Genomic DNA, 23,341 nt, shown 5'->3' with positions numbered 1-23,341 from the left:
GGCAACAACAAGACAGGCTTATCTTGCCAAGTGTCCCCGCCGGTCGGACCAAGACCGGACCACAGCGTCGTATCCCTGCCAGCGCCGCGGCGAAAGCCTCTGACGGCGTCAGCGCGCCCGCCATGCGGGCACACAGAGCCATCATCTGCCGCTCGTCGAACCGCCCGGACGGCGCTGGCAGTTCATGCTTGTGGCTGCCCGGAAAGCTCAATACTCTGAAGCAAATGCCCAATCGCGCTCGAACAGCGACGACTTGGCGAAGGAACACTCATCAAAGGAGAACAGCATGATCCGCAAAGCGCTCTGGCTTTCGGCAACCTCGGCATTTCTGACGCTTTTCGCCGTTGGCGGCCATGCCGAGGATCGCGTCGTCAACGTCTTCAACTGGTCGGATTACATCGACAGTTCGATCATCGACGACTTCACTAAGGAGACCGGCATCAAGGTCGTCTACGACACCTTCGATTCCAATGAAATCCTCGAAACCAAGCTGCTTGCCGGCGGCAGCGGCTATGACGTCGTCGTGCCCAGCGGCAACTTCCTGGCCCGCCAGATCCAGGCCGGCGTGTTCCAGAAGCTCGACAAGTCGAAGCTGCCCAACATTTCCAACATGTGGGACACGGTTTCGGAGCGCACCGCCAAATACGATCCGGGCAACGAATATTCGATCAACTACATGTGGGGCACGGTCGGCATCGGCTACAACATCAAGAAGGTGCAGGCTGCACTCGGCACCGACAAGATCGACAGCTGGGATATTTTCTTCAATCCCGACAGCCTGGCCAAGCTGAAGGATTGCGGCGTCTATGTGCTGGACTCGCCGGCCGACATCATCCCAGCGGCGCTCAAATATCTCGGCCTCGATCCGAACAGCACCTCACCTGACGACATCGCAAAGGCCGAGGAGACGTTGCTGAAGGTGCGGCCGTATATCCGCAAATTCCATTCGTCCGAATACATCAACGCGCTCGCCAACGGCGACATCTGCCTGGCGGTCGGCTGGTCGGGTGACGTCTTCCAGGCACGCAACCGCGGGGTCGAGGCCAAGCAAGGCGTCGAGATCGGCTATTCCGTGCCCAAGGAAGGCGCCCAGATGTGGTTCGACCAGATGGCGATTCCCGCCGATGCGCCGCATGCCGCCGAGGCACTCGAATTTCTCAACTACATGATGAAGCCGGAAGTGATCGCCAAGTCGTCCAACTATGTGCTGTATGCCAACGGCAACAAGGCTTCGCAGCAGTTCGTCGACAAGGCGCTGCTGGATGATCCGGCGGTCTATCCGGACGCCGAGACCTTGAAAAAGCTCTATACGGTCCAGCCCTACGATCCCAAGACCCAGCGCCTGATCACGCGCAGCTGGACCAAGATCGTCACCGGCCAGTAAGCAATGCGACATGGTCCCGGCAGCCACCTGCCGGGACCATTCTTCTCTGGGGCAAGAAGCAAAAAAATAGGACGGAGTGGGACATGAAATCGCTTGGCAGCATCCGCAGGGATTTCGCGCCATGGAACGACCCGAACGCCAAGCCATATATCCAATTCGAGAACGTCACCAAGAAGTTCGGTGACTTCACCGCCGTCAACAATCTGTCGCTGACCATTTTCGAGCGCGAGTTCTTCGCCCTGCTCGGCGCGTCGGGCTGCGGAAAGTCGACGTTGCTGCGGATGCTTGCCGGCTTCGAGGAGCCCACCGCCGGCCGTATCCTTCTCGACGGCCAGGACTTGCGCGGCATCCCGCCCTACCGCCGCCCGGTCAACATGATGTTCCAGTCCTATGCGCTGTTCCCGCATATGAGCGTGGAAAAGAACATTGCCTTCGGCCTCAAGCAGGAAGGCATGCCGGGACCGGATATCGAAAAGCGCGTCGCCGAGATGCTGAAGCTGGTGAAGCTAGAGCAGTTCGCCAAGCGCAAGCCGCACCAATTGTCGGGCGGCCAGCGCCAGCGCGTCGCGCTCGCCCGCTCGGTTGCCAAGCGGCCAAAAGTCTTGCTGCTCGATGAGCCGCTCGGCGCGCTCGACAAGAAGCTGCGCGAGGAAACGCAGTTCGAGCTGATGGACCTGCAGCAAAATCTCGGCCTTACCTTCGTCGTCGTCACCCACGACCAGGAAGAGGCGATGACCATGGCCGACCGCATCGCCATCATCGACAAGGGCGAGGTGATGCAGGTGGCGACGCCGGCGGAAGTCTATGAGGCGCCGAGCTCACGCTTCGTTGCCCACTTCGTCGGCAATGTGAACATGTTCGAAGGCAAGGTCGCCGAGCGTGCGGCAAACACCACGCGCATTACCGGCGCGACAGGGGCCCAGATCGTCGTCGAAAACAGCACCGATACAAAGGCCGGTTCCGACATCGTCTTCGCCATCAGGCCGGAGAAGATCAAGGTGTCGTCGAAGAAACCGGCCGACGCAGTCAATGCGCTTGAGGGCGAGGTCTACGACGTTGCCTATCTCGGCGACATGACCGTCTACCACATCCGGCTGGATGACGGCCAGATCATCAGGGCAAGCGCGCTCAACGCGGCGCGAGTCACCGAGGACCCGCTGACCTGGAACGACCGCGCCTGGGTCTCCTTCCGGCCGGATGCCGGCGTCGTGCTGACACGGTAGGGGGCGGCCATGTCCAACATCGCCATCACCGGCACCGGCCCATCGACAGCGGCCAAACCGTTTCTGACACGGCTCGGCGCCGGCTTCGTCAGCCGGCTCGTCATCATCGTGCCTTATCTCTGGCTGCTGTTCTTCTTCTTCATCCCGTTCATCATCGTCTTCAAGATTTCGCTGTCGCAGTCGGCGATCGCCATGCCGCCCTACACGCCGGCGCTCGATTTCAGGGACGGCATGTCCGGGTTCTTTGTCCGCTTCCGCGAACTCAGCTTCGACAATTATGTCTGGCTAACGCAGGACGCGCTCTACTTCAAAGCCTACGTGACCAGCGTTATCATCGCTGCAGTCTCGACGATCCTGACCTTGCTCGTCGGCTTCCCGATCGCCTACGGCATGGCCCGCGCGCCGGCGACGATCCGTCCGACCTTGCTGATGCTGGTGATCCTACCGTTCTGGACGTCGTTCCTGATCCGCGTCTATGCCTGGATCGGCATCCTCAAGCCCGAGGGTCTGCTCAATCAGCTGCTGTTGTCGCTGCACATCATCAATCAGCCACTGATCATCCTCAACACTTACACGGCGATCTTCATCGGCATCGTCTATTCCTACCTGCCATTCATGGTGCTGCCGCTCTATTCCTCGCTGGAAAAGATGGATTATTCGCTGATCGAGGCGGCAAAGGATCTCGGCTGCCCGCCGACATCAGCCTTCTGGAAGATCACCTTCCCGCTGTCGCTGCCCGGGGTCATCGCCGGCTGCCTGCTGGTGTTCATTCCAGCGGTTGGCGAGTTCGTCATTCCCGATCTGCTCGGCGGCTCGCAGACGCTGATGATCGGCAAGACCTTGTGGAATGAATTCTTCGCCAACCGTGACTGGCCGGTGTCGTCGGCCGTCGCCGTCATCCTGCTGCTGCTCCTGATCGTGCCGATCATGCTCTTCCAGCAGGCCCAGGCACGCGCCCAGGAGCAGGACAAATGAACGCCACCTGGAGCCGCTTCAACGTCACCTCGGTCGTGCTGGGCTTTGCCTTTCTCTATCTGCCGATCGTGCTGCTCATCGTCTTCTCCTTCAACGAGTCGAAGCTGGTCACCGTCTGGGGCGGCTTCTCGACCAAATGGTATGCCTCGCTGTTCCACAATCAGGGGCTGATGGACGCCACCTGGGTGACCGCGCGTGTGGGTGTCATCTCCGCCACTGTGGCAACCGTGCTCGGCACGCTGGCGGCACTGACCTTGACCCGCTACACCCGCTTCCGCGGCCGCATCCTGTTTTCCGGCATGGTGTTTGCGCCGCTGGTCATGCCGGAAGTCATCACCGGCCTGTCGCTGCTGCTGCTGTTCGTTGCCGTCGGTCTCGACCGTGGCTTCCTGACCGTGACGCTTGCTCACATCACCTTGACCATGTGCTTCGTGGCCGTCGTCGTGCAGTCGCGCCTGGTGTCGTTCGATCGTTCGCTGGAAGAAGCTGCCTTGGACCTCGGCGCAACGCCGGTAAAGACCTTCTTTCAGATCACGCTGCCGGTCATCATGCCGGCCATCGTCTCCGGCTGGATGCTGGCCTTCACCCTGTCGCTTGACGATCTGGTCATCGCCTCCTTCACCTCCGGGCCTGGCGCCACCACGCTGCCGATGAAGATCTACAGCCAGGTGCGGCTCGGCGTGACGCCGGAAATCAACGCCGCCTGCACCATCCTGATCGCCGTCGTGGCGGTAGGCGTCATCATCGCTTCGGTCGCCAACAAGCGGCGTGAGGTGCAGCGCCAGCTCGACGAACAGGCCGCGCAGCGCGGTTGATTGCGTCAAACGAGGGATAGGGCGGTTCCGGTAAGGGACCGCCTATTCGCCTGAGACGCCGCGGCTGATCGGCGAGATGAACGGCGTGCTCCAGGTGCCGCCGACGAAGAATGACGACTGGTTGGATCCCTGCTGGCCATTGACCGGTGCCGCTGCCGGGTCGGCCTGGGTGACACCCCCCGAAAGCGCCAGCCCGCGTCCGCCGTAAGAGGCGATGCCGGACAGCCAGACCTTGTATTTCGCCGAATTGGCCTCGGCCTTGTCCAGCCTTGCCACACCCTTCGAGATGGTGGCCTTGAGCTCGGCGCCGTCCATCGGCAGTGTCCCGTCCGAGACGTCGTCGAGCGCGAAGAAGCCGCCCTGTTCCGTGTGCTTCAGAAATGCCGGCAAATTGAGCCCGCTCAGCGCGCCAGGCCCGAACGTCGCAGAGACCGAGCCGTCCGCGTTCTCGAAGATCGAGTCCCAGGATTTGCCCGGCCCTTTGAGAATGACCGAGACAGTGCCGGTGCTGGCCGGCACCAGCCGCGTCATTCCGGCCGCGGTGCCGAAAGCGGCGCCGTCAATGTCGGAGGCGAGCAGCCGGATCTCGACCTGCGAGCCCTCCGGTTTGCGGTCGAAACGCAGGCTACTTTGCACGTTGCCGCCAAAGGCCGACGCATCGGAGATATCGAAGACGGCAAGCCCGTTCTTCACCTGCGCCGTGGCGGCGACGTCGGCAAGCTGGATTGCGCCGGCCGAGGCATGCGCCGCTGACAGCCTCAGATCGAGATTGATCCGGTCGGCGAAGCTGGTGTCGATTTCGCCGGGACCGGTCTCGCCGGTCGGCGCCAGCGGCGTGAAGGCCGAAAACAGCGACCTGAGGTCGAGCGTATCGAAGGCGAGTGTGCCTGATATCACCGGCAAGGCGTCGCCGAACGAAAAATCCAGCGCCCCCATTCCCGGGTTGTTGTCGAGCGTCACCGCGGTGTTTTCGAATTTGACGCGGCCGGCGGTCGCCGTGATCTTGCTCGAAATCGAGACCGAACCGATCGCCGTACCAGGAGCAATGCCGGCCTGCGACCATTCCAGCACGCGCCGCAGCGAGGGCGCGGCGAATTTCGCCTGGCCATCGAAATAGGCGTTTTGCGACATGCTGGCCGTGCCGTCGAACGAGAAGCTGGCCGGCGCTGCCTTGAACGAAAACGTGACCGGTGCGGCGCCGCCGGCAAACAGCACCAGCGGCTTGGGCGAGGCGGCATCGACGGTGACGCTCTCGCCGCGCCAGATTCCGGTCGCCGACAAGGTCGCGTTGCTGTTCATCGCTGCCCAGCTCGCCTGGCCGGACAGGCTGGTCAGCAATTCGACGTCCTTGCCGCCGACGGAGGCGACCATGCGGCCGTCCCTGAATTCCACGGTGCCGAACGGATCGGCGGGCAGCTTGCTCAGATCCGGCTTCGTCGGATCGGCGTTGACCACGCCGCGCGCCGTGTCGATGGAGCGGGTGATGCGTCCGCCCGTTGGTATGGCGGGCAGGAATATGCCGTTTGCGGCGCGCTGGACCCGGATCGTCGGCCGCACCAGCCGCGCCGTCGAAAACACCACATCGCCCTGCAGCGCCGCCATGGCCGAAAGGTCGACCTCGACCCGTTCGGCCTCGATCACCGGCGGCGCGTCGGTCTCGGTCCACTGCGACAGCGTGACGTCGCTCAATATGGCGCGGAACTTCGGCCACACCTCGATGCGCGGCGAACCGGCGATGGTGACCCTGAAACCGCTCCACGCGCTCATTTCCCAGGCGATGCGATCGCGCACGATCCGGGTCGAGGCAAACAGCGGCAGAGCGGCGACGACCAGCGCGATGACGAGCACGGCAACGCCGATCGCCCATATTCCGCGCCGGATCAAAGGTGATGGCATATTGCCCCGGTTGCTTTCATTCCGATAAAAATCGCCTGACGGGTGTAACCGTCAGTTGTCACCACGCCTTCCAGTCGTCACTACGACTTAGGGCTGAGGCATTTCAAGTCTTTATGGCCCGGCGATGGCAATTGCGAACATATGGCCGAGTTTTAGCGGAACAAAATCTTGCTCTGCCGCACGGTGGTAGGCATAAGCGATGCAGCTTCAGCCTGCTACGAGGCGCGGCGTTTTTGGGACAGCGCGCCTGTAAAGCTGAGGCTAGTGCATGTCGCCCGGAGAGTGCAGCGGTTCCGGGACAACGACGTGCATCAAAACAAAAGCATATCTATCTTGCGACGCGACGGGCTTCAAGGAGGATCGATAATGGCTGCCGAAGCACCGCTCTGGACCCCGACGCAAGACCAGATCGACGCAGCACCACTGACCGCGTTCATGAAGGCAGCAGCGGCCAAAAGCGGCACATCCTTCGCCTCCTACGCCGAACTGCACCGCTGGTCGGTCGAGGATCGCGAGGGCTTCTGGAGCCTGCTGTGGGACTTTTGCGGCATTGTCGGCGACAAAGGGACCGATGCGGGCGAGCCCGTGCTCGTCGATGGCGACAAGATGCCCGGCGCATCGTTCTTTCCCGAAGCGACACTGAACTTCGCCGAGAACCTGCTGAAGAAGACCGGTTCCGGTGACGCGATCGTCTTTCGCGGCGAGGACAAGATCGAGCGGCGGCTGTCGTGGAGCGAACTGCACCAGCTGACCTCGCGCTTTCAGCAGCTTTTCCTGTCGCTCAAGGTGAAAAAGGGCGACCGCATCGCGGCGATGATGCCCAACATGCCGGAAACCGTCGCCGCCATGCTGGCGGCCGCCTCCATCGGCGCGGTCTGGTCGTCCTGTTCCCCCGATTTCGGCGAGCAGGGCGTGCTCGACCGTTTCGGCCAGATCGAGCCGGTCATATTCATTGCGCCGGACGGCTATTGGTACAATGGCAAGGCAATCGAGGTCGCCGACAAGATCGCTGCCGTTGCAGCGAAGCTCGAAACAGTAGCCAAGGTCCTGATCGTCGACTATCTCGGTACCTCGCGTGACATCGCCGCGGTCATCGATAAGGCCGTGGCGCTCGAAGAGGCGCTGTCACCCTTTGCCGCCAAAGCGGTCACGTTCGAGCGGCTGCCGTTTGCGCATCCGCTCTACATCCTGTTTTCGTCAGGTACCACCGGCGTTCCCAAATGCATCGTCCATTCGGCCGGCGGCACGCTGGTCCAGCACGTCAAGGAACACCGGCTGCATGCCGGGCTCGTCGAAGGCGACCGCTTCTTCTACTTCACCACCTGCGGCTGGATGATGTGGAACTGGCTGGTGTCGGGCCTGGCCTCGGGCGCCACGCTGCTGCTCTATGACGGCTCACCCTTCCACCCCGACGGCAATGTGCTGTTCAGCTTCGCCGATGCCGAGAAGATGACCTTTTTCGGCACCTCAGCCAAATTCATCGATTCCGTGCGCAAGGCCGGGCTCAAGCCGATCCGCAGCCATGATCTGTCGAGTGTGCGGGCTATTTCCTCCACCGGCTCACCGTTGTCGCCGGAGGATTTCCGCTTCGTCTATGACGGCATCAAGAAGGACGTACATCTCGCCTCGGTTTCCGGCGGCACCGACATCGTCTCCTGTTTCGTGCTCGGCGTACCGACGCAACCGGTCTGGACCGGCGAGATCCAGGGTCCCGGCCTCGGCCTTGCCGTCGATGTATGGGACGATGACGGCAAGCCGATCCGCGAGCAAAAGGGTGAGCTGGTCTGCACAAAAGCGTTCCCGTCGATGCCGATCGGCTTCTGGAACGATCCTGAGGGCAAGAAATACCAGGCCGCCTATTTCGAGCGCTTCGACAATGTCTGGTGCCACGGCGACTTCGCCGAATGGACCGCGCATGGCGGCATGATCATCCACGGCCGTTCCGACGCGACGCTCAATCCGGGCGGTGTGCGCATCGGCACGGCGGAGATCTACAATCAGGTCGAACAGATGCCGGAGATCCTTGAGGCGCTGTGCATCGGTCAGGATTTCGACAATGACGTCCGCGTCGTGCTGTTCGTGCGGCTGGCCGCCGGCGTGACGCTGGACGAGGATCTGGAAAAGCGCATTCGTTCCAAGATCCGCAGCGGCGCCAGCCCGCGCCACGTGCCGGCAAGGATCGTCGCCGTCAGCGACATTCCGCGCACCAAATCGGGCAAGATCACCGAGCTTGCAGTGCGCGACGTGGTGCATGGCCGCGCCATCAAGAACAAGGAAGCGTTGGCCAATCCAGAGGCGCTGGAGCTGTTCAGGAACCTGCCGCAGCTGGCTGAGTGACGCGGCCGGGATGGTTAACCAGATATGTCGGTCGAATTTACCTAGATTTCATGAGTGGTACACATTCGTAAATTTTTTGGACGGCCGGTAAGGAGTTGTTAAGGCCCGGCGTCGATAGTCGCACGTAACTTGAGGGAGAAATCCCGTTCCTCGTCCCCTGAGGATCAGATTCGCTCAAGCCCCCGTTGTGACAGCAAATCCCATTTAAGGCGTCCTGTTGGACGCCTTTTCTTTGTCCGGGATTCTCGCCCGGAAATCGCCGGCCTATTCGGCCAGCACCCGCGTCGACGGGAAGGCGACCTCGACCAGCGTCCCTTCGCCCGGCGTCGAGGTGATGGTGAAGCGGGCGCGGTTGGCTTCCACCATCGCCTTGGTCAGCGGCAGGCCGAGACCGGTGCCGTCGCCACGCCCGCGCTTCAGCGCATTGATCTGCTTGAACGGCTTCAGCGCCTGCTCGATCTCGGCATGGCTCATGCCAATGCCGGTATCGCGCACCCGCATGACAACGTCGCCGGAGGTTTCATAGGCGGTCGACACGATCACCTGTCCGCCGGCTTGCGTATAGCGAATGGCATTGGACAGGATGTTGAGCGCGATCTGGCGCACGCTTCTGAGGTCGGCGACGACTTCCGGCAGTCGCGAGGCGAAGCTGGAGCGGATGATGACACGCTCGCGGTTGGCCTGCGGCTGCATCATCGCCACCGTCTCGGCCAGCGTATCGTTGAGCGACACCGCCTCGTAGTCCATTTCCTGCTGGCCGGCCTCGATCTTCGAAATGTCGAGGAGGTCATTGACGAGATCGAGCACATGGTTGCCCGAGCGGTTGATGTCTCTGAGATAGTCGCGGTAGCGGTCATTGGCTACCGGGCCGAACTTCTCGTCCACCATCAGCTCGGAAAAGCCGATAATGGCGTTGAGCGGCGTGCGGATCTCGTGGCTGATGCGGGCGAGGAAATCGGTCTTCTGCGAGGAGGCGCGCTCGGCCACCGCGCGCGCCTGGGTCAGATCCTCTTCGGCCCGCTTCCACTGCGTGATGTCGCGCACCACGGCGCAGAAGCCGCTGTCATTGGGCAGCCTGCCGATGGTCATGAACAGCGGGATGAAGCGCCCTTGCGCCTCGCGCCCGATCACCTCGCGGCCATCGTTCATCACACTCGCCACGCCGGGCTCGGACAGGCCGTTCAGATAGTCGCGCGCCGCGCGCTGGCTTTCGATGGCAAACAGCGAGGCGAACGGTTTACCGGTGACGTCGTCGCTGTCGAAGCCGAACAGCGCCTCGGCCGGCCGGCTGATCGAGCGGATGTCGCCGTCGCGGCCGATCAACACCACACCATCGGTCGCGGTGTCGATGATGGTGCGCATCTCGGCAATGCGCGCTTTGAGTTCGGAGACATCGGGCTGCGTCTGCTCCTCGGCTGCGAGATGCGCAACCATCGGCGGCTCGTTATCGCCGGTACGTCGCACCACCAGCATCAGCGCCTTGCCGGCGCGCCACGGCACCGAACGCAAAATGGCTTCGATCGGAAATTCCTGGCCCTTGCGCGTCTTCAGTTTGAGTGTGTGGTCGCTTTCGCCGGCCATTTCTGAATAGGGATCGGCAAACAGCGCGTCGAGCCCGCCGGCGTCGCTCAGGTCCTCAAGCGTGTCATAGCCGGTCAGGCCGAGGAATTCCTCATTGGCGTAATGAAGCTCGTCGCCCGAATGGATGAGCAGCGGCACCGGCAGCTTGCCGAGGATCGACGTGTCAGGGGCCTTGTGTTCATCTCCGGCCGAGAATGCCGAAGGCATGAACCCCTCAAGCTTGAGCGGCGGCACTTTCAGGCGCTGTGGTTCTGCCGGCACTGTGTCCGCATCGCCGGCCTTGTCCCCGTCTTCCACGGCGGAATCGGTCGCCTCGTCGGACGGCGCCCAATCCTCATTGTCCTCGGCATCGCGGAAGTCGGCCGACGTCATGCTGTCGTCTTCACCGGCATTGGCCGGCGTCTCGGCAACAACCGGCTGTGGCTCTGCGGCCTCGACGATCTCTTGGGCTTGCGTATCATCCGGTTCGGAAGCCGGCGCAAGTTCGTCGTTGGACGACGTTGCTTCCGTACTGTCTTCGGTGACGGAGCCTGGTTCGGGATCGGCATAGTCGAGCAGGGAGCGCGACACTGTCGGCGCCTTCGCCTCGCCTGCTTCGCTGTCCGCAAGGCCGTCGTCCGGCTGCTCGCCGTCAAGCCGCGTCAGGTCCTTTTCGTCCTCGGCATCGCTTTCCGGCGGTTCGGCCTCAGCCGTTTCGCTTTCGGGTGCGGCTGCCGATGGTTCAGCCACGGCAGCCGGGCCGGCTTCGTCCGGACTCGAGACCTCGGCGGGTTGTCGGGCTGGCGCGGCTGTTTCAGGCTGGTCCGCCTCGACATGATCCGGCTTGGGCTCATCTGCCTTGGCCTGGTCTGGCGTTACCTGATCCGGATTGGCCGGTTCGGCCTGCTTGGCAGTCTCCGGCTGCTCCGGCGGGGGATTGTCCTTCTTCAGCCGCTCGCCGATTTCGCGGAAAGCGCTGCGCTCCAGCGTCGACAGGCCCCTCTCGCTTGTCGGCTGCTTGTCGTTGGCGGGCTGCCGATGCTCGGCCAGCCGGATGACCTTGTCGGCAAAACGACGTTCCTGCTTCGGCACGATGGTCAGTGCCGGCACTTCGCCCTCGAACGGATCGGCCGCCTTGGGAGCTTCCGCCACGGGCTGTTCCGGGGCCGGCTCGGCTGCTGCCGCTGGCGCGCCATTGGGGACCAGCGCCATGCCGATTGCTTCCGGATCGACCACCGCATCGCCGGCGCGGGCGACGCCGAAACCACGAAAACCTTCGAAGGCGCGGCTGCGGCCATAGACAGGCAGTGCTGCCAGATCGACCGGTATCTTCAGGTCGGAGCCGGCAACCGGCCACAGTACCGAGCGGCCCGACCAGGTGTCGCGCCGTTCAAGCAGGCCCGCGATCTCGCCCGAGGCGTCGAGGCCGAAAATTGTCGCGACGTCCTTGAAGCGGCGGCCGATCACGTCGGCGGCGGCTTTGCCGACAATGTCGCCGAATTCCGGCGACAGCGCGCTGAACTTGCCCTCGGCGTCGGTGCGCCAAACGAAGCGCAGCGGCGGCGCCGAGCGGTCGACCTCACGTTTGGCGGGAGGCGCAGCCGGTGGGGCTGCGTCGGACGGCAGGGCGGGCGCAGCGGCACTGCTGTCCAACTGCGCACTCTCGGCCGGGGAAACAGAGTCCGGCTCGGCCTGCGCCGGGCTGTCCGGCTCGCCCGCCTGCGGCTCTTCGCCGGCATGGAAGTACCAATGATCATGTTGCGCCGGCGCGCTGTCATTCGCCGCCTGCTCGCGGCCGGTCGTCTGCTCGCGATGGTCCGCCTTTGTATCGGTTGACGCCGAAGCATCATGCTCGGTGGCAGCCGGACCTGTCTCCCCGACATCAGGCGCGGCCGCGAGTGGGGCGCCCTGATTCCCGCTTGCGGTGGGGTGGTCAGCCACCGCATCCACCGTTACCGCGTTCTCCGCGGCGGCTTGCGCCGGGCCATCGTCGACCTGCGCTGCAGCAGGTTCGGCATCCAGCTCGCCGACAGGATTTTCCTCACCGAGCTGATCCTCGTCGATGACCACCAGCAGATGCCTGGACTCGGTCAGGCGCGCGAAGCCGGCCGGATAGGACGTGGCGCCGCCGGGGACCAGCCGCTTGACGATGCGGTCGTCCTGGCTGGCCACGTCGGCGACAAGCGCGGCCAGCGTCTCAGGCCGGATGGCGAGCGCGCCAAAGCCATCCGAAGCCGCCTCGACAGTGCCGGCGGCGTCGACAAAGGCGATGAAATGGCCGTCTTCGGTAAAGCCGCTGATGGCGCGGGTCCCAATGTCGGCAGCACTGCGCGAGCCGGCCTGCGCTGCCGGCACCACCAGCATGATGGCGCTTTCGCCGTCCGGCATAGTCACCGCACTGGCCAGGAAGCCGACGGCGCGGCTGGTGATGCCGGTCGCCAGCCGTACCGTAATGGCGCGGTCGCTGCCGATCTGCGGGAAGCCCGCGGTCGCCATGATCTGGCGCCTGGCGATCAGCGGCAGCTGAGCCGAGGCGCCGATGATGGCCTCGATATCGGGATAGCCGAACACCGCAGCGCCCGGGCCGTTGGCCCAGATCACCTGTTCGAGGTCGGCCGACAGAATCGCGATCGCGTCGCCGGCGGCGAAGCGCTGGCGAACCGCATCAAGCACGGCGACATCGAGGAAAGAGTAGTTCTCGGAAGGCATGCGCTTGGCGGACCCTTTCGGTGAAACCTCTTGGCGAACCCCTCTTGGCGAACCTACAAGGCGGGCAATTTGCAGTTAACGCTTTGTTAATAAAAGCCCGCGCGGCGAAGGTCCACAAGCCATGGCGGGAAGCAGGTGGAATCTCTGGCCACTTGGTTAACAGCTCTCGGAATGTCCCTGGATAACCTCTTGGGTGACGCATGGGAAGAAATTTATGGTGCACTGCAACAAAGATATTGCATCGCACAAAAAAACCGCTATATTGCCATCATACATGAACGAGACGGCTTTTTGTCAAAGCCGCTACCCCGAAAGGATGGAAAATGACCAAGGCCAAGACCGCTGAGACCATCGAAAACGTCGAATTCCCGAGCTTCGACGCTTCCAAGGCAACCGACCAGATCCGCGCTTTCGCCGAAAAGGGGGTCGAGCAGTCGAAGGAAGCCTACTCCAAGCTGAAGACCGGCGCCGAAGAGACCCAGAAAGTCCTGGAATCGACCTTCGAGACTGCCAAGACCGTTTCCAGCGACCTGTCGCTCAAGACCATCGCCGCTCTGCGCGCCAATGCCGAAGCCGGCTTCTCGCATCTCGAGGCCCTCATCGGCGCCAAGTCGCTGTCGGAAGTGGTCGAACTGCAGACCGCCTTCCTGCGCAAGCGCGTCGAGACCACCGTCGAGCAGGCCAAGGACTTCCAGGCTGTTGCTTCGAAGGCTGCCGAAGACGTCTCCAAGCCGGTCAAGACCGCTTTCGAGAAGGCCCTGAAGGACATCAAGGCCGCCTAATAATTGCGCACAACTCTGCGATGCATCAAAACGTCGCATTTCGTCAGACAAATAGGTGTGCGATAGAGTTGTCCAAATGAATACCCGGCGAGTGGAACCTCCTCCCTCTGCTCTCCGGGGTGACCAGCCAGCACCTCCTCCCGCTGGCTCGTAACAGGAAAAGGCCGGCACCTCCTCCCGCCGGCCTTTTTCTTTTGCCGAAGAAAACCGGCGCCTGTTGGCAGAACCGGCTTTGCCTTATCAAAGGCCTTGAATTAGTCTCTGATAGACCGTATTGGACGCATCGCCGAACGACAGAGCGGATCTCGGAGAATGAATTTTCACCACGATCTGGCTCAGGCGAACGTGCCGTTGTAGCTCAGATGGTTAGAGCGCCGGATTGTGGATCCGGAGGTCGCTGGTTCGATCCCAGCCAACGGTACCATCGAATTTCCCGCTAAAGTATTGATTGCCGATCCCGACGATCCACGAGAGATCAAGACCTGTATGGCCCTGTCGGCAGGGCAGGAAGACCCTGACTGCGCACACACACCGCGGTGCGGATACCCGCGCCGCAGCTTAGGTTTCATTTTACTCCAGCGGTTCGTCGGTCGGCCGAGGCGTCGTGCCTGCCTGACGAGGACGGCCGGCATTGCGATTTGCAATGCGGCTGTCGAGTGGCGATCTGGACGCTTGCTGGGCGCCAGCGGTCTTGGGTGCCGTCGGCTTGGCGCCGGAATCGCTGTCTTCAGCATCGCGACGGGGATGTGGCAAACCGGCGGCCTCAGGCGATCTGACCGGAGGTGTCGCGGCCGGGTTTGTCGATACGGGTTTGTCCTTGGCCATTTTCAACTCTCGCCTTTTCAGCATGCAGACGGCCGGACAACAAAGTCGGGCCATTGGACAGAACGGTCAGCCGTGCGGGCGCATCACGACTTTGATGCAGCCGTCCTCCTTGTCGCGGAAGGTTTTGTAAGTTCGGGCCCGGCCTTGAGGCCAGCGCGATGGAATGACGGGTCGATATCGCCGTTCTGAACTTTCTGCAGCGATGTCGCGTTCATCCTGGATCGTCGGATCGGCCACCTGTTCGCAACGTATGTCGCCTTTGCCGTGCCATGTGAGGGCCTTCATGTGCTGTTCCTTGACGACAAGCCCTGCGAGCCCGAACTTGGCTTGATGTGAAATGTTCCCGCTTCCAACGAGCATCCGGCCTCAACCCTTGGCGGCCGAGCCGGGTTCGGCCATGCCGCAATGCTGCTCGGCCAGGGTGCCGGCCGGCGTGCCATGCGCCGCTGCAACCTGCAGCTTGTTTTTCCAGCCGCTGATCGCCTGCTGCCACGACCGCATCCCTGATCGCTTCGCAGGGCAGAGGTTTGGCGCAAGCGCAGGATCTGCTATCGCGCCAGCATCGCGGCGACAACGAACACGACGGCGGCAACGACGACAAGCGCGACAATGGCCAGCACCGGGCCGTTTTTACTCGGGGCCGGGGCTCGCTCGTCGTCCGGCCGCCGCATCGCATTGGCGAAGCTTGCTTGATTAGCGAAAGCCGGCGTGCCCGTCGCTGCGGGAACCGGCACGGCGCAGGTGTCTGCTGCTTCGGCATCGGTTTCCATAGGCGCCGCCGCCGGGTCGAATCCCGGCGTCTTGTCCTCTGTCACCCCAGACTGGATATCGCCTCTGTCTTCGGCCGGGTTACGTTCGACGTTCATGATGATGCTCCTGCCGCTGGCCCGGGCTTCCCCAACCGCGAGCGGATCAGGATGTTCCATCGGGCGGAATCGCCGACAACGAGGAGCAAATTCAGATAGCCTTCAAACAGATGTCCCTGGTGGCAACGCGGGCCTTGCAACCGGTCAGCACCGGATTGGTGGTCTCGTTGTAGCCGGCCATGGTCGGCGACGCGGCAAATTCGGCAAAGTTCCAGTCTGGCTCGCAATGCTCGCTTACGCACACCGCCGCTGGTTGACCTTGAACTGGCTCGTTCCAGCCACTCCAAACCAAATTGCCCGTCCGGATCGCGGCGGCGCGCTGTTTGTATTCCGTGGGAACATCAACAGCGCCAGCGAGTTCGGTATGTGCGAGTTCCCTGTTCGCCGCATGGCCAACATCCGGAGCTCTTGACTGCCCGCGTCTTCGCTCCTGGAGCGCGGGCCACTCCTCTTAGCCCAAGGTTGCGATCATGAGCAGAAACATTCCGGAAAAGCGGGCCAGGCAGGGTGGCTTGGGGCGACCGGTCCTTGGCGTGCTCTTGGCAGGCCTTGTCTTGGCGCTCGTTGCCTGGGGGATCGCTGAAATCTATGGCGAGCAGGCTAAGACACCGGCGACACAACAAAACAGCCGGGTTCCATCGCCAGATACTTACAGCCCAAATCCTGGCCAAACGGACCCTGCAAACTCCAAGGCCGATGATGTGAATGGCGAACCGGTGGACCGAAATCCCAAGCTCGACAAGGATCCCACGCCGCGATCAAGCACTGGCGGGGATCAGCCAGGAACGCCGCCAACTCAACCTGCTTCGCCATAGCGTTCGCGCCAGTTGATAAACACAATTCAAACAGATGCGGAAATGTGGAGCGGCGATTTCAGCCAATTTCAAGAGCCGGGTCTGTCAATAATCGCCGGCGCTCTCTGATAGCTGGGGAGCCACAAAACCTCCGCTGATTCTTACCGCTTGCTGGATGGCACTGGCGGCTCCAGACCGACTGCGCGCTGTGTCACGCCGGCAGACCTTTGCACCTCTGGGCGCTTTTGAACTTGCAAGTCGATGGAATCAGGCAAGCTGGGTGTAGATGATGCAGTCGTCATCTTATCGAGGTCCGGCAGCAACACCATCTTTGCGTAGCGTGGAGGAACCAGATGGCCTCCGAAAACAGCGAATATCCCGCACACGAATAAAGCGAGAAGCAGGGCAGTAAGCACATCTGTGAAAATTTCGACAAATCTCATGTGCTCGCTCCGCGCGTAAGGATCCCGCCGCGCTCTCGACAGTAAGAGCGGCGGGATCCTCAACCGGCGATGAAGGGACTTTGATCGACGGTCTTCTCCTAATGTGGCTTCCGGTTGCGTGTTCCCTGGTTCGGACCTTATCCACCGACTGTGGGACTAAGGTCCGGAACCTAAATGGAACCCATGGGGAAGAGCGGAATCCATGTGCCTTTAAGAGGCTTCAACCTGAGGGCACGACGGCTGATCGTCAGCCTCCCGCCAGAGACAGTCCACGGGCGCGCTCGCGCAGCAACGCAAGCAGTTCGTCGCGCCGTGGCTCCGGCGTGTCGACGGGTAACACCAAACACAAGGTCCTTTTGATGGCGCCGTGGCCGTCACGGATGGGGGCCGCCATGCACCAGGTGAAACGGTCGGCCAAGGCTGTGGTCTCGCTGAAACCCTGCCGGTGGGCCAAGGCAACATCGGCAAAGAATTCGGCTGGTGCAATGATGCGGCCGTCGGGAAGCCTGTAGTCGCCAGATGGGATGAAATCCCTCAACTCTTGCTCGTTCATATGGCCGAGGAGCAGCCGTCCGGATGCCGTCCATGGGATCGGCACCTCAACCCCAACATCGCTTGAGATCCGGAACGGGCCTGGGGAATCTCGGCAGTCAAGAACGACGTATTTGTTGCCACGCAGGCCGCATAGCTGGACCGTCTCGCCTGTCTCGGCGGCCAACTTATCCAAGGTCTCGATGATGCGACGGTAATGGGCATTGTGATGTGAGTAGGCCCAGCCGAACAGATGCATGGCGCGTCCGAAATAGACGTAACCTTCACCGCCGACGTTTTCGAGCATTTCGGCGTCGAGCAGGCTGTTGACGATCTCGTAGGTGGTCGAACGCGGCGCGCCGATCATTTTGGCGATGTCGCCGACGCGCATTGGCGCGCGGTGCCGCAGCAACGCCTCGAGCAGCATGATGACGCGGTCAATGCCGCGTCGTCGTTCGCCGTTGCGCGGCTCCGCGCCGGCTTCCTTCCCGATCGCATCGTTAGTGCCCTCGCTCATGACCCTCCGCCAAAATCATTTCGGTTCTCGTCTCAGGGCGCTTGAAAGATGTCAAGGCTCGGACTAGCATCCAGTTTGTCCGATATACAGACACATTGTCTGAAATACCAGACAAACTAACGAGCCTGACGCAGACAAATCCCGAGGCGACACACGGTTTCCAAGATCCGGCGACCGACGGGTTTCCTCGCCCTTGTTCTGCACGTCGAGGCCACAACCTCTGAAGGGAACAGTCATGATGAAATCACCGTTTTTCGCATCCGCCAGCGCGCTTTGCCTCGGTCTCGTGCTGAGCTTTGGCGCCGGCTCGGCAGCCAATGCCGCCGCCAACTGCATCAAGGGCGACCGCAAGGCGCCGTACACGATCGGCTGGGCCAACATCTATTCCGTGCCGACCTGGATGAAGCAGACCCAAGGCACGATCGAAGCCGAAGTCGAGACCCTGAAGAAGCAGGGACTGGTCGACAAGCTCGTCGTCACCGACGCTCAGGGCGATGCCAACGTCCAGATCCAGCAGATCCAGTCGATGATCGATTCCGATGTCGACGCCATCATCCTGATCGCCGGTTCGTCGACCGCACCTGCACGCGTTCTGGCCGATGCCTGCGCCAAGGGCATCGCCATCATCAACTTCGACAGCCTCGTCGATACCGACAAGGTCACCGCCAAGGTCAATACCGATTCTTCGCAGTGGGGCGACCAGGCGGCCAAGTTCCTGATCGACGCTATCGGCGGCAAGGGCAAGATTCTCATCCTCAACGGCCCGGCCGGGGTTTCGGTCAGCGATGACAGGCGCAAAGGCGCCGACGCTGAGCTCAAGGCCCATCCCGACGTGACGGTGCTTGCCGAGACCAACACGCCCTACAACGTCGCGCCGGCACAGGAAGCCGTCACCAGCCTCCTCTTCGCCAACCCCGAGATCGACGGCATCCTGTCGCTCGGCGGCGCTCTGTCGGCAGGCGCCGTGCTGGCCCTCGACAAGCAGGGCCGTGAACAGGTGCCGATCACCGGTGAGAACGCCCGGCAGTTTTTGGAACTCTGGAAAGAAAAGGGCTTGAAGAGCTGGGCGACGATGCAGCCGAACTGGCTCGGCGCCTTCGCCACCTACACTGCCGTCCAGGCGCTGGAAGGCAAGGATGTGCCGGCTTTCGTCAAGATTCCGCTGCCGGTAATCGACAATTCCAACATCGACGAATACCTCGCCCGGGCCAAGGACTTCCCGGCTGACGGCTACATCTTTTCTCCTTACGATGAGGAGCTGTTCAAGAAGCTGCTGGCTCAGAAATAAGCCTGAAGGGTTGTAGCGTTGACAACCATGGCTCCGCTGCTCGCGGCGCGGGGTGTGTCGAAGTCCTTCTTCGGCAACCCCGTCCTGCGCGACGTTTCAATCGCTCTCCAGCCGGGCCGCGTGCATGCGCTGCTCGGCGAGAACGGCGCCGGAAAGTCGACCTTGATCAACCTTTTGTCCGGCGCCTTGAGACCGGATGGCGGGACGATCGAGGTCGATGGACGCGCGGTCTCACGCATGACGCCGGCTGTTGCGCGGCAGGCCGGCATCGCCGTCGTCCAGCAGGAACTCAGCCTGACGGCCAGTCTTTCCATCGCCGAAAATATTGGTCTCGGCGCCTATCCCAAACGGTTCGGCCTGATTGACTACCGCGAACTCGCTGCGCGGGCGAGGACCGCATGCGAACTTGTCGGGCTGCACGAGCCGCTGTCGACGCCGGTCGGGCATCTGTCGCTCGGCCGCCGCCAAATGGTGGAGATCGCCAAGGCGCTCTACCGCCGGCCGCGCGTGCTCATTCTCGACGAACCGACATCGTCGCTATCGGCAACCGAAACCAAAATCCTCACCGATCTGCTGCAGCGGTTGCGCGGCGAAGGCATCGCCATTCTCTACATCTCGCACCGACTGAACGAAGTCATGGCGCTGTGCCAGCACGTCACCGTTCTGAAGGACGGCACCTGCACGGCCGACCGCACCCTGGAAGGCACCGACGCCGCCGGGTTGGTTCGGCTGATGGTCGGCCGCGATCCCGGTGATCTTTTTCCGCAATGGCAGCCTTCCAGTTTGCCTGCCGACGCTATCTCTGTCCGAAATCTTTCGGCCGGCCTGATGCGCGACGTCGATCTGGATATCAAAACGGGCGAAGTGCTTGGCATTGGCGGCCTGGTCGGGCAAGGGCAGGAAGATCTGCTGCTCGGTCTCTACGGCGCCATTCCGGCACGGACGGCGTCGGCGACCGTCAACGGCGCCTCCGGCCTGCCCGGCGGCGTGCCGAAAGCCAACGCGCTGGGGCTGGCCTATGTGCCCGCGGATCGCAAGCGCGAGGGCCTGCACCTGATCCATCCCATCATCACCAACATGATGCTGCCCGCCTTTGCCAGGCTGCCGGCGCTGAAGCTGCGCAGCCGCCGCGCAGAGCGCGAGACGGCCAAAAGCCTTGCCGCCCAACTCGGCATCAAGGGTCACCTCGGGCGGGCGGCGCAGGCTCTATCGGGCGGCAACCAGCAGAAGGTGGCGCTGGCGAAATGGATGCCGCACGACCCGCTGGTGCTTCTGCTCAACGATCCGACGCGCGGCGTCGACGTCGAAACAAAACGTGAGATCTACATGATGCTTCGCAATTTCGCCGCCGCCGGCAAGGCGGTCGTGCTGCTCAGTTCCGACACGCCCGAACTCGTGCACCTTTGCGACCGTGTAGCCATCGTCCGCGAAGGCCGCATCGTCGCCATGCTGGCGCGTGGAGCGCTGAGCGAGGAAGCCATCGTCTCCGCGGCGATGGGCGCCGAACAGCGGAAGGTTGCGGCATGAAAGGATCTTCCTCCGCCCGGCAGACCGATGCGCTCTACTGGCCGGTGCAGATGCGTCGCAATGTCGGCGTGCGCAGCCTGTTTGCCGTCGTCCTGGTGTTTCTCATCGCCTATGGCGTCCTCTTTCCGGGCCTGTTCACGGCGTCCGGCTTCGCCAAATTCACGCAGAGCTGGTTTCCATTGGCGCTGGTCGCCATGGCGCAGGCGATCCTGATGCTCACCGGCGGCATCAGCCTAGCCATCGGCGCGACGGTCAGCTTGGGCGCGGTCATCGCCGCGACGACGATGGCCGGGCCGCTGGGCGTCGCCGGGGGCACTGCCGCAGTGGCGCTGACGGGCCTCGGCATCGGGGCGGCGACCGGCTTCATCGTGGTACGGCTTCGCCTGCCGGCGATCGTGGTGACGCTTGCCGGGTCGTTCATCATCGGCGGCGCCGCACTGCTGACCCTGCCGCGGCCCGGCGGCGCAATCCCGGCGTGGCTGTCCGACCTGCTTGCCGGCAACACACCGGCGGCATTCGTGCTGCTGGTGGTCATCATTCTCCTGTGGAAGCTCTATCTCGCCACGCCGCTTGGCTTGAGCCTCTATGCCGCCGGCGAGAATCCGGTCGGCGCCTATCGCTCCGGCGTGCCGGTCGACGGCGCGCGCATTGCGGCCTATGCGATCAGCGGTCTGCTCTCCACTGGCGGCGGCTTGTTCGTCGCCGCACAGACCGGTTCGGGCGACCCGGTCATCGGCGCCGCCTTTACCCTGAACTCGATTGCCGCTGCGGTGCTCGGCGGCATCGGCTTCCTCGGCGGCCAGGGCACGATGCGCGGCGCGCTTGCCGGCAGCCTGCTGCTCAGCCTGATGATCAGCGTCATGTTCTTCCTCGGCTTCACGCCGGTCGCACAATATGTGGCCCAGGGCCTGATCATCATCGGCGCGGTCGCCATCCCGCAATTCCGCAAGGCACAGCAATGACAGCATGGAATGACAGCGCGGGCGGCAAACGCGCCCTGACGGTCCTGCGCAGCCGGCCGTTTCTCACCGTTGCCATCGTTGCCGCGGTCTGGATCGTGGCGAGCTTCGTTTCGCGCGGCTTCGGCGCTTATGGCCATCTGCGCTATCTGGTGGAGCTCGGCGCCGTCATCGGCCTGGTTGCCGCGGGCCAGACTTTTGTGGTGATCGCCGGCGGCATCGACCTTTCCGTCGCGGCCATCGTCACGGTCAGCGCCGTCAGCCTGCCGCTGCTGTCGTGGCAGGTGGATCCGACCGGCATCACCGCCATTCTTGCCGTTCTGGTGCTGACCACGGCAATCGGCCTGGTCAACGGGCTCGGCGTCGCTTTGCTGCGCGTCCACCCGATGATCATGACATTGGCCATGGCGACATTCTTGCAGGGTCTGTTGATCATCATCGCCGGCGGCAGCGCCGTGACCGCCGAGAACCCGCTGGTCCACTGGCTCGGCAATGGCCGGCCGGCCGGCATTCCCGCTGGCGTATTGTTGTGGGTGGTCGTCTCGGTGATCGTGCTGACCACGATGCATGCGACATCGCTCGGCGCCCGGATTTTCGCCATGGGCGCCAACCCACTTGCCGCGGCATTGTCCGGTGTTCCGGTCACGTCCACGACGCTTGCGGTCTACGGCATCAGCGGCTTCTGCTCGGGACTTGCCGGCGTGCTCGTGTTGGGCATGAACGGACAGGGCTATGTCGGCATCGGCGATCCCTATCTGCTCGCCTCGATTGCCGCTGTGGTCCTCGGAGGCACCTCGATCCTCGGCGGGCTTGGCACCTATGCCGGCACCATCCCCGGCGCCATCCTGCTGGTCACCATCACCGCGCTGATCACCGTCGTCAACGCATCGCCCGGCTGGCGCAGCATCCTGTTCGGCTCGCTGATCCTCGGCCTGCTGCTGCTCTCAGGCCGGGAGCAGGCGCGCCGATGACACATCGTCGAGCCGATAGATGCGCCTTGCGTTGCCGAAGAACAGCGCCGTCTGCTCGTCGGCGGAAAAGTCCGCTGTGATGGTTTTGAAGCCGTCATATATGTCATCGAACGAGGCATGCAGGCCGGCGACCGGAAAGTCGCTGCCGAACATGGCGCGACCGGTGCCGAAACAATCGATGCAATGCAGGACGACGGGCTTCAGGCTGTCGAGCGTCCAGTCATGATCGTAGGCGACCAGATCCGATATTTTGATGGCGACGTTGTCGCATTGCGACAGAAGCCGCAGCCCGTCGCGCCATCTCTGCATGCCGTCGGCGTCGCGGTCGATCGGACTGCCGCAATGGTTGAGCACGAATTGCTGATCGGGGAAGGCAGCCGCAAGGCGAGCCGCGCCGGCGAGCTGGCGCGGAAACACCATCAGGTCGAAGGCCAGCCGATGCTGGCCAAGCAAGGCAAGCCCGGCACGCCAGGCCGGCTCCTCCATGATGCCGTCACGGGTCGCAAAACGGCGGGCAGGGTCGGGATCCCAGCTCAATATGTCGCGCACGCCGACGACACGCTCGAACGCGGCTTGCGCTTCGATCAGCGCCGGCGCCTGGCGATCGGCGAGCGGCACGTGAACGACATAGCGAGCGGCGACGCCGCGCGATTTGTCGAGTGTTTCAAGCCAGCGCGTTTCTCCGATGCAGTCGCCACTCGCCCAGCCGGCTTCGACATGGATGGTGGCGAGGACTTTATGCCCTATGGCATCGCGCGCATAATCCCCAGGCAGATAGTTCCGCCGCAAGGGGCCAAGCTCGCCCAGGCCGCCGCGCTCGCCGGCCGTGGCGGCGAGCCAGGGATGCCGTCCCAGGCTGAGATCCCAAAGATGATGATGGGCGTCGATGATCGGTCCGGCGTAAGGTTCTGGCACGTATCTCTCTCAGGCTGTGACCGG

Annotated in this window: 16 protein-coding genes, 1 tRNA gene and 3 pseudogenes; 11 read left to right on the top strand and 9 right to left on the bottom strand. The window is 62.9% G+C overall.

The annotated features are described in order from the left end of the window. The first annotated feature begins 286 nt into the window (after nucleotides 1-286). The 4 genes from NKJ64_RS20710 to NKJ64_RS20695 all read left to right on the top strand — a co-directional run bounded on the left by NKJ64_RS20710 (nucleotide 287) and on the right by NKJ64_RS20695 (nucleotide 4,397). Nucleotides 287-1,384: a polyamine ABC transporter substrate-binding protein gene (locus tag NKJ64_RS20710; protein WP_023753889.1), complete on the top strand. Its 1,098-nt coding sequence runs from the start codon at nucleotides 287-289 to the stop codon at nucleotides 1,382-1,384. A gap of 83 nt (nucleotides 1,385-1,467) precedes the next feature. Beyond that, nucleotides 1,468-2,607, top strand: a complete 1,140-nt coding sequence (locus NKJ64_RS20705; RefSeq protein ID WP_023697298.1) for an ABC transporter ATP-binding protein — start codon at nucleotides 1,468-1,470, stop codon at nucleotides 2,605-2,607. A gap of 9 nt (nucleotides 2,608-2,616) precedes the next feature. After that, complete coding sequence (locus tag NKJ64_RS20700; protein ID WP_031196135.1) at nucleotides 2,617-3,582, top strand: ABC transporter permease subunit; 966 nt, start codon at nucleotides 2,617-2,619, stop codon at nucleotides 3,580-3,582. Further along, nucleotides 3,579-4,397, top strand: coding sequence for an ABC transporter permease (locus NKJ64_RS20695; RefSeq protein WP_023669326.1), 819 nt, complete (start codon nucleotides 3,579-3,581; stop codon nucleotides 4,395-4,397). The genes NKJ64_RS20700 and NKJ64_RS20695 overlap by 4 nt, the downstream gene beginning before the upstream one ends. A gap of 42 nt (nucleotides 4,398-4,439) precedes the next feature. On the opposite strand, the gene NKJ64_RS20690 is transcribed toward NKJ64_RS20695, so the two are convergent. Further along, nucleotides 4,440-6,293, bottom strand: a complete 1,854-nt coding sequence (locus NKJ64_RS20690; RefSeq protein WP_023753890.1) for an AsmA family protein — start codon at nucleotides 6,291-6,293, stop codon at nucleotides 4,440-4,442. A 366-nt stretch (nucleotides 6,294-6,659) separates the two neighbouring features. Between NKJ64_RS20690 and NKJ64_RS20685 the strand changes: the two genes are divergently transcribed. Beyond that, complete coding sequence (locus NKJ64_RS20685) at nucleotides 6,660-8,630, top strand: acetoacetate--CoA ligase (protein ID WP_023701804.1); 1,971 nt, start codon at nucleotides 6,660-6,662, stop codon at nucleotides 8,628-8,630. A gap of 264 nt (nucleotides 8,631-8,894) precedes the next feature. On the opposite strand, the gene NKJ64_RS20680 is transcribed toward NKJ64_RS20685, so the two are convergent. Next, nucleotides 8,895-12,899 (bottom strand): PAS domain S-box protein, encoded by a 4,005-nt coding sequence (locus NKJ64_RS20680; RefSeq protein WP_352463241.1) that lies wholly within the window; start codon nucleotides 12,897-12,899, stop codon nucleotides 8,895-8,897. 323 nt (nucleotides 12,900-13,222) lie between these two features. Between NKJ64_RS20680 and NKJ64_RS20675 the strand changes: the two genes are divergently transcribed. After that, a complete protein-coding gene (locus NKJ64_RS20675) occupies nucleotides 13,223-13,681 on the top strand; it encodes a phasin (RefSeq protein ID WP_023669330.1) in 459 nt (152 codons plus the stop codon). A gap of 347 nt (nucleotides 13,682-14,028) precedes the next feature. Then, nucleotides 14,029-14,105: transfer RNA gene (locus NKJ64_RS20670), tRNA-His, on the top strand. 467 nt (nucleotides 14,106-14,572) lie between these two features. Here the strand turns inward: NKJ64_RS20670 and NKJ64_RS30525 are convergent. The 6 genes and pseudogenes from NKJ64_RS30525 to NKJ64_RS20645 all read right to left on the bottom strand — a co-directional run. Continuing rightward, nucleotides 14,573-14,706: pseudogene (locus NKJ64_RS30525) on the bottom strand (glutathione-dependent formaldehyde dehydrogenase); the annotation flags it as partial. A 4-nt stretch (nucleotides 14,707-14,710) separates the two neighbouring features. Beyond that, a pseudogene (locus NKJ64_RS20665) lies at nucleotides 14,711-14,791 on the bottom strand (alcohol dehydrogenase catalytic domain-containing protein); the annotation flags it as partial. A gap of 81 nt (nucleotides 14,792-14,872) precedes the next feature. After that, nucleotides 14,873-14,986 (bottom strand): annotated as a pseudogene (locus NKJ64_RS20660) (SDR family NAD(P)-dependent oxidoreductase); the annotation flags it as partial. 68 nt (nucleotides 14,987-15,054) lie between these two features. Beyond that, a complete protein-coding gene (locus tag NKJ64_RS20655; protein ID WP_502882127.1) occupies nucleotides 15,055-15,432 on the bottom strand; it encodes a hypothetical protein in 378 nt (125 codons plus the stop codon). An 895-nt stretch (nucleotides 15,433-16,327) separates the two neighbouring features. Next, the gene (locus tag NKJ64_RS20650; protein ID WP_023686798.1) at nucleotides 16,328-16,609 is read right to left on the bottom strand and encodes a hypothetical protein; all 282 of its coding nucleotides are present in this window, start codon (nucleotides 16,607-16,609) and stop codon (nucleotides 16,328-16,330) included. A gap of 247 nt (nucleotides 16,610-16,856) precedes the next feature. Beyond that, a complete protein-coding gene (locus tag NKJ64_RS20645; protein WP_023753895.1) occupies nucleotides 16,857-17,657 on the bottom strand; it encodes an IclR family transcriptional regulator in 801 nt (266 codons plus the stop codon). A 235-nt stretch (nucleotides 17,658-17,892) separates the two neighbouring features. Here NKJ64_RS20645 and NKJ64_RS20640 point away from each other — a divergent pair, with 235 nt between their 5' ends. Genes NKJ64_RS20640 through NKJ64_RS20625 form a run of 4 tightly spaced genes read left to right on the top strand, consistent with a single transcriptional unit; the run spans nucleotide 17,893 to nucleotide 22,402 of the window. After that, on the top strand, nucleotides 17,893-18,945 hold the full coding sequence (locus NKJ64_RS20640) for an ABC transporter substrate-binding protein (protein ID WP_023723360.1): 1,053 nt from the start codon (nucleotides 17,893-17,895) through the stop codon (nucleotides 18,943-18,945). A 27-nt stretch (nucleotides 18,946-18,972) separates the two neighbouring features. Next, on the top strand, nucleotides 18,973-20,472 hold the full coding sequence (locus NKJ64_RS20635; protein ID WP_196813807.1) for a sugar ABC transporter ATP-binding protein: 1,500 nt from the start codon (nucleotides 18,973-18,975) through the stop codon (nucleotides 20,470-20,472). Continuing rightward, on the top strand, nucleotides 20,469-21,434 hold the full coding sequence (locus NKJ64_RS20630) for an ABC transporter permease (protein ID WP_023753897.1): 966 nt from the start codon (nucleotides 20,469-20,471) through the stop codon (nucleotides 21,432-21,434). Before NKJ64_RS20635 ends, NKJ64_RS20630 begins: the two co-directional genes overlap by 4 nt. Next, entirely contained in the window at nucleotides 21,431-22,402 is a 972-nt protein-coding gene (locus NKJ64_RS20625; RefSeq protein ID WP_023748645.1) for an ABC transporter permease, read from the top strand. Before NKJ64_RS20630 ends, NKJ64_RS20625 begins: the two co-directional genes overlap by 4 nt. Here NKJ64_RS20625 and NKJ64_RS20620 read toward each other — a convergent pair. Next, nucleotides 22,376-23,317, bottom strand: coding sequence for an amidohydrolase family protein (locus NKJ64_RS20620; RefSeq protein ID WP_023753898.1), 942 nt, complete (start codon nucleotides 23,315-23,317; stop codon nucleotides 22,376-22,378). The genes NKJ64_RS20625 and NKJ64_RS20620 overlap by 27 nt on opposite strands. Between the last annotated feature and the right edge of the window lie 24 nt (nucleotides 23,318-23,341).

The sequence above is a fragment of the Mesorhizobium sp. M0062 genome (genome assembly GCF_040323125.1).
Taxonomy (GTDB): Bacteria; Pseudomonadota; Alphaproteobacteria; order Rhizobiales; family Rhizobiaceae; genus Mesorhizobium.
This window is presented reverse-complemented; position numbering and strand designations above follow the sequence as displayed.

Coding starts and splice junctions, on each gene's coding strand:
- NKJ64_RS20680 (WP_352463241.1), bottom strand. CDS start 12,899: ATGCCTTCCGAGAACTACTCTTTCCTCGATGTCGCCGTGCTTGATGCG.
- NKJ64_RS20710 (WP_023753889.1), top strand. CDS start 287: ATGATCCGCAAAGCGCTCTGGCTTTCGGCAACCTCGGCATTTCTGACG.
- NKJ64_RS20645 (WP_023753895.1), bottom strand. CDS start 17,657: ATGAGCGAGGGCACTAACGATGCGATCGGGAAGGAAGCCGGCGCGGAG.
- NKJ64_RS20700 (WP_031196135.1), top strand. CDS start 2,617: ATGTCCAACATCGCCATCACCGGCACCGGCCCATCGACAGCGGCCAAA.
- NKJ64_RS20630 (WP_023753897.1), top strand. CDS start 20,469: ATGAAAGGATCTTCCTCCGCCCGGCAGACCGATGCGCTCTACTGGCCG.
- NKJ64_RS20685 (WP_023701804.1), top strand. CDS start 6,660: ATGGCTGCCGAAGCACCGCTCTGGACCCCGACGCAAGACCAGATCGAC.
- NKJ64_RS20655 (WP_502882127.1), bottom strand. CDS start 15,432: ATGGAACATCCTGATCCGCTCGCGGTTGGGGAAGCCCGGGCCAGCGGC.
- NKJ64_RS20650 (WP_023686798.1), bottom strand. CDS start 16,609: ATGAGATTTGTCGAAATTTTCACAGATGTGCTTACTGCCCTGCTTCTC.
- NKJ64_RS20635 (WP_196813807.1), top strand. CDS start 18,973: ATGGCTCCGCTGCTCGCGGCGCGGGGTGTGTCGAAGTCCTTCTTCGGC.
- NKJ64_RS20705 (WP_023697298.1), top strand. CDS start 1,468: ATGAAATCGCTTGGCAGCATCCGCAGGGATTTCGCGCCATGGAACGAC.
- NKJ64_RS20640 (WP_023723360.1), top strand. CDS start 17,893: ATGATGAAATCACCGTTTTTCGCATCCGCCAGCGCGCTTTGCCTCGGT.
- NKJ64_RS20625 (WP_023748645.1), top strand. CDS start 21,431: ATGACAGCATGGAATGACAGCGCGGGCGGCAAACGCGCCCTGACGGTC.
- NKJ64_RS20675 (WP_023669330.1), top strand. CDS start 13,223: ATGACCAAGGCCAAGACCGCTGAGACCATCGAAAACGTCGAATTCCCG.
- NKJ64_RS20690 (WP_023753890.1), bottom strand. CDS start 6,293: ATGCCATCACCTTTGATCCGGCGCGGAATATGGGCGATCGGCGTTGCC.
- NKJ64_RS20695 (WP_023669326.1), top strand. CDS start 3,579: ATGAACGCCACCTGGAGCCGCTTCAACGTCACCTCGGTCGTGCTGGGC.